The sequence below is a fragment of the Desulfovirgula thermocuniculi DSM 16036 genome (assembly GCF_000429345.1).
GTDB lineage: Bacteria > Bacillota > Desulfotomaculia > Desulfotomaculales > Desulfovirgulaceae > Desulfovirgula > Desulfovirgula thermocuniculi.
Genome location: NZ_AUBR01000092.1, coordinates 1 through 5457, shown reverse-complemented (window position 1 = coordinate 5457; position 5457 = coordinate 1). Strand labels below are relative to the sequence as shown.

Sequence of the window (5457 nt, the reverse complement as noted above, 5' to 3'; positions counted from 1 at the left end):
TCCAGCTCACCTACCCAGCGGTCCAGCTTTTCCTTGAGCACGCGGTAAAAGTTGCCTTCCGGGAAGAGATGCGGGCAGGCAATGTCCGGGTGGTAAAAGTCCAGCTGTAGTTCTCTATCGCGGCGGTACATGAGTCCAACCCCCCAAAAAGGCCTTTGGAGGGAAATGTTCGACAAAAGTAGTAGATTCCTTGCCAAGAAAGGATAAACTTTCTCATGAACTAAACGTTCAGGTCAATCTGCCAGTTTTTGGACTGGGGGTTTTGCGACAGTCTCTCCTAACCTTCATTCATCAAGGTGCGATAGCTCAAAGAGACGGCTAGGGGAAAGCCTTCTAACCATTGCTGGGGTGTTTAAGTTCAGACTGAAGGAGCAAGTTGGCCATAAATGGCAAGTTAAGCGGAGTCCCAAAAGCTGCCACCGTGCTTATTGCTCTAGGTGCGGAACTTTCTGTAAAAGTGCTCAATCATTTTCCACGATTTTCGGGGCAACGCCGGAGGACGTGGAGACTATATGAGGTCATTTTTAAGTTCATTTAAAATGTCGCCTACCTCGATAATGCCGATAACTTTACCCCGGTCGGTGACAGGAAGGAAATTAACTCCATGGCTGGCGAAGAGAAAAGCTGCTTTGCTTAGATTTTCGGCAGCATCGATACTAAATGCTGCAATAGGGCGCATAACTTCCTTAACACATATCCTTCCCTTCGATCGCATGCGGTTCAGGAAATACCAACTCCAGCTCTCTGCCTTGAACCATACATCATCAATTAGTGTTTTTATCCCCACTGCCATCAGGAGGCAGCGTAGGGTTAAAAGGCCAGACGGGTTTTCCCTGTGGTCATAGACAATTAGTAACTGGCACCCGCGTCTAGAATTTTGCGTGCAGGATCGCAGCATGGAGATAGCTTCTCTGATGTCAGCGTTTTCATGTATGCGGGGATATTTCTCAAGAGGAACCATTAACTCCTTGACGGTTTTCACTTTTGATGACCCCTTTTAGCTCTCTGTCAGGAGTTCGCCGATTACCTGGAAAATGTCCGTGGCACGTACCATCCCTAATACCTTACCGTCTTCCGTTACAGGTAAGGAATCCACACGGTAAGCAAGCATTTTTAAAACCGCATTATATACAGGTTCATAAGATGAAACATTTACTTTAGTCAGGGGCCATATAAAATCTTTAATCGATGGGGTCGTGCCGGTGCCATTTTGCTTCCTGCGATGGAATAGTCTGACTATTTTGAGGAGGGTTTGCTTGCCGTTTGGGGAAAGAGTAAAGAGAGGAACAGCCTTAAAGAGCGACTGCACGGTTACAATGCCCACGGGCCTTTGCTTACGGTCCAAGACCAGCAGGGTGTTCGGTGGTGTGCGGATAACGGCTAAGGCTTCTTTTAAAGATAAGTCTTCCCTGATGGTCGGGCAGGAGTAAAGAGGCACCATAATTTCTTTTACTGTGCGATGGCCATACATTCCTGGCCCTCCTCTTTATGAAGATCAGGTTCAAGTTCCAGTCCGCTTATAAAGGGTGTGGCTCGTTCCTATAAAAAAGGTCACACGCAAATGTTCCCTCTAGTGCGCTTCTGCGATGAAATCGCCATCGGGGCGAACAGCTTTTCCGGTCCTTACATATTTGCGCCACAACTTTTCGAGGGTGCTGAAGATGAAGTCAATTGCCACTCCAGAAAACAGGGCTATGAACACAGCCAGGGTACCGTACAGAGGGCCATCCATTTTAGCCAGCCTGCGTACCAATCCCACTATGCCGACCGGCTGAACTTTAAGTGTTCCGCGGCTTTCAGCAATGACCCCTCCGTCTTTGACAGCGTACGCGATGACATTGCTTGTACCATGAGCCACTTCTGCCGGCAGAGGAACGTTTAAAGTAAAGGTGGTTAAGTTGCCTTCATTCCGGGTGTTGATTGCGTCTTCTCTTATGACATAAAGCCCCTTTTTTTGATACATGCTAATTAGCGCGTTGAGATATTCTTTTCCCTCTTCCCCGGTTAGTGTCTGGCTTTTCCCTTCGCCCTTTTCGGTTATTTTTACTTGGCCACGAACAGCCGTAAAATAAGGATCTATGCCGATTTTTTCCTGAAGGTCTGAAGAAAGCCTTTCAAGGGGTGCGGAGGAATAAACCATATACATCTTGGGGATATTGTCAACTTCTGCTTGCGCTACGTTCATCCATAAAAAGCCAACCCTGCCTTTTTTACTTAGTTTTTCTTTCCTGGGAGGGGAAACGATTTTTAAGTAGATATCGCTTCCAGCAGGGACAGTGCCCGCAATTTCCAGCATGGTTCCCTGAAAACGCGGCCCCACATTAATGACTTCCGGGTTCATGGTAAGTGAAGCTTCTCCTGCCCAGGCTATCGTGGTTCCCAACCCTAGAAGGAGAACGAGCAGCACCAGCCAGGCTTTTCCTTTGAAGACTTTTTTGAACATTAATGGCCACCCCCTAAGACAATCAGTGAAGGCGGTGTGGAAAGCAGATCGTACAGCATCTTTACCATTACCCCTAGGACGATGAAAGAAAAGATAATCCTTAGTTGCTCCGCCTTAAGCTTGCGGCCAACACGTGCTCCTATTTGAGCTCCGACTGCCGAGCCCACAAGCAAGAGCAGCGCCAGTACCACATCTACCGTTTCGTTAACTATAGCTTGGGCGAGGGTAACGTTAATGGCCGTAAGGATAACGGTAAAAAGGCTGGTGCCTACAGCACGGTGGGTGGGAATGCCCAAAAGGTAAATCATCACTGGCAACATGATGAAGCCCCCTCCCACCCCCATGAGGGCGGCCAGGAGTCCGATGAGGAAACCCAGGGCGAATAGAGCAAGCGCTGAGCACTCAATGCCGGAAACAGGAAAATAGACCTTGAGCGGGAGGCGTTTGGCCAGGGGGAGAGGCTGGTGGCTCTTGCTCTGCTGGTCGTTCCTGCGCAAGGCGCTTAAGCTTTCCATGAGCATGAAGCTGCCAACGCCCAGGAGCATCAAGACGTAGACCAGCTTAACGACAAAATCGAAGTTTCCCATTTGGCGGAGTGTCTTGACCAAACTCGTACCCAAAGTTCCTCCCGTTAACCCGCCCAAAACCATTACCAGGCCGAGCTTAAAATCGACGTTCCCGGCACGTGTGTGGGCTAATGTTCCGGAAACGGAGGCGGCGACTATTTGGTTGGTATCGCTGGCTGCAGCCACTGCCGGTGGTATGCCGATCATCATGAGAAGGGGAGTGAGCAGGAAGCCCCCGCCCACTCCGAAAAGGCCTGAAAGCAACCCCACTGTACCTCCCAGGCTCAAAATCAGGAAAATGCTCGTTTGCACGCCGGCAACGGGCAGGAAAATGGACATGAGTGCTGTCTCCTCTCTAAAAGTTTTCTTTATGAGTGTCTGGTGAGGATTCTCCCGGGTAAGGCATGGCCCTTTTCTTGTGGGTACAATCCTGCCTTACCACCCTCGGACATCAAGAGCCTGTGGTAACGTCTAACAAGAAGGTCATGGCTTTTTGCCGAGATGCCAATGACTGCTAAAAGGAGCAGCGTGATGGCGTATGGAAATCGCTTTACGTCAGGATCATCGGGAGTATGGATGTTTCCGGCGGCATCCTTCCAGGCATATATTTCCATTGTATCCGGGTCCTGCTCGACAATCGTGTGGCGTGATGGGTCGAAATAATTTTTAAATACGTGGTTCTGAAGGAAGTTTACCCCTTGCCAAAACACCAGGAAAGCAAAAACGGCCACCAGAACTGCTGTAGTTCTGGAAAACCTTTTTATTTTAAAAGCTTTTTCCTCAGAAAAAGGGTGATTAATATCTTTCATTATCTCAAAAGCCCCCTTTTCTTATGATTTTCACGACGGCTCCCTACGAGCTTTTGGGCCTTTACCTCCCTCCTTTCCCTTGGCTTTGTAACAAAGCCAACTATTCACAAAGCGAGAGACTAAAAAAGTTTCGGTTATTACTAATGGCAAATTTGATACCATAACCTTGCAGCACCGAAAAAACAGACCGGGCAAGGCTTTGAAGGTTCGCCCGGTCTGTTTAAAGGCCTTTTGATTGGGGTGTTTTTTTCACTGCTGTGGGCAAAAATTGCCCACGGCTAGAGGAGGCCGTATTCTTTCATTTTGGCGTAAAGGGAGCGCCTGTTTAGTCCCAGTGCCTGTGCCGTGGCGCTCCGATTCCAGTTGTGTTCCTGCAGGGTTTTAAGAATTACCTGCCTCTCCACTTCCGCCACGATTTCCTTGAGAGTCATTCCTCGCCTAATGCTGTTTCTTATTTCCCGGTTGGTAGCTTGCAGGCAGAAGGGGAGGTCCTCGGGCATGATCACAGGCCCTCTGGCCAGAACCACCGCTTGCTCGCAGACGTTCCGTAGTTCCCTTACGTTTCCCGGCCAATCGTACTGCTTCATTATTTCTAAGGCTGCAGGGGAGAAACCGGTAATGTGCTTGTTTAATTCGCGGCTATATTTGTACAGGAAAGCCTTCGCCAAAAGGGGCACGTCTTCAATTCTTTCCCTCAACGGGGGAAGCCATATCTTTACCACGTTAAGCCGAAAATAAAGATCCTCGCGGAACGTGCCTTCTGCCACGCAGCGTTCCAGGTCTTTGTTGGTAGCGGCTATGATGCGCACATCGACTTGTATGCTTTCCGTTCCTCCTACCCGCTCGAATTCTTTTTCCTGCAGGACACGAAGTAGCTTGGCCTGCGTATTAAGGGACAACTCCCCTATTTCGTCGAGAAAAATGGTCCCACGATGGGCTAGTTCAAACTTGCCGGGTTTCCTTGATCCGGCTCCCGTAAAAGCTCCTTTCTCATAGCCAAAAAGTTCGCTTTCTATGAGGTTTTCTGGTATGGTGGCGCAGTTGATTTTTATAAAAGGCTCGTTACGCCGTTTGCTGTACCGGTGTATGGCGCGGGCCACTACCTCTTTACCGGTGCCACTTTCACCTTGCAGAAGTACAGTGACGTCACTGTCTGCTACGCGCCCGATCATTTTATACACATTTTGCATGGGAGCGGAACGCCCTATGAGGGCATCAACTTGGTTAAAAAACTCTTGCTCCTCCTTTAAAGCGGCTACCTCCAAGGAGAGCTTGCGTACAGTGACTGCTTTTTTAACGGTAAGGAGGAGCTCGTCAAGGTTGAAAGGCTTTACAATATAGTCAAGAGACCGTCGCAAAACTGAGGGAAAACAGCAAGTTATAACACTTTAACCAAGTATAATTAACAATATATGGCAATCAGGCTTTTATGGAAGAGCTTACCACAGCAAATCGCCACCTTTAGTACCAATATAAAGTAACCAAGTCCTTGAAAAAGGCAGAGAAACTCCTTATTCCTAGGCTGCCGCGGTTTTGACTGCCCGCTTGGCAGCAATTGCCAGGTACACCCATCGCTTGAAGTTTACCGCCAGGGCAGTGAAAATGGCCTGAAGCCTAGTCTTTACTAGCCCCCAGTAGC

Annotated in this window: 6 protein-coding genes; all 6 read right to left on the bottom strand. The window is 48.8% G+C overall.

All coding sequences use genetic code 11. The features are described from left to right. Window positions 1-508: 508 nt before the first annotated feature. Entirely contained in the window at window positions 509-982 is a 474-nt protein-coding gene (locus G454_RS19465) for a CBS domain-containing protein (RefSeq protein WP_035108026.1), read from the bottom strand. Between the two features lie 15 nt (window positions 983-997). Next, window positions 998-1471 (bottom strand): CBS domain-containing protein, encoded by a 474-nt coding sequence (locus tag G454_RS0114410; protein ID WP_027719160.1) that lies wholly within the window; start codon window positions 1469-1471, stop codon window positions 998-1000. A gap of 99 nt (window positions 1472-1570) precedes the next feature. Continuing rightward, a complete protein-coding gene (locus tag G454_RS0114405; protein ID WP_027719159.1) occupies window positions 1571-2443 on the bottom strand; it encodes a TIGR02186 family protein in 873 nt (290 codons plus the stop codon). Then, the gene (locus tag G454_RS0114400) at window positions 2443-3348 is read right to left on the bottom strand and encodes a sulfite exporter TauE/SafE family protein (protein WP_027719158.1); all 906 of its coding nucleotides are present in this window, start codon (window positions 3346-3348) and stop codon (window positions 2443-2445) included. Before G454_RS0114400 ends, G454_RS0114405 begins: the two co-directional genes overlap by 1 nt. A gap of 29 nt (window positions 3349-3377) precedes the next feature. After that, a complete protein-coding gene (locus G454_RS19460; RefSeq protein WP_051276502.1) occupies window positions 3378-3818 on the bottom strand; it encodes a hypothetical protein in 441 nt (146 codons plus the stop codon). Between the two features lie 278 nt (window positions 3819-4096). Then, window positions 4097-4990, bottom strand: coding sequence for a sigma-54 interaction domain-containing protein (locus G454_RS19455; protein WP_245574425.1), 894 nt, complete (start codon window positions 4988-4990; stop codon window positions 4097-4099). Window positions 4991-5457 lie beyond the last annotated feature (467 nt).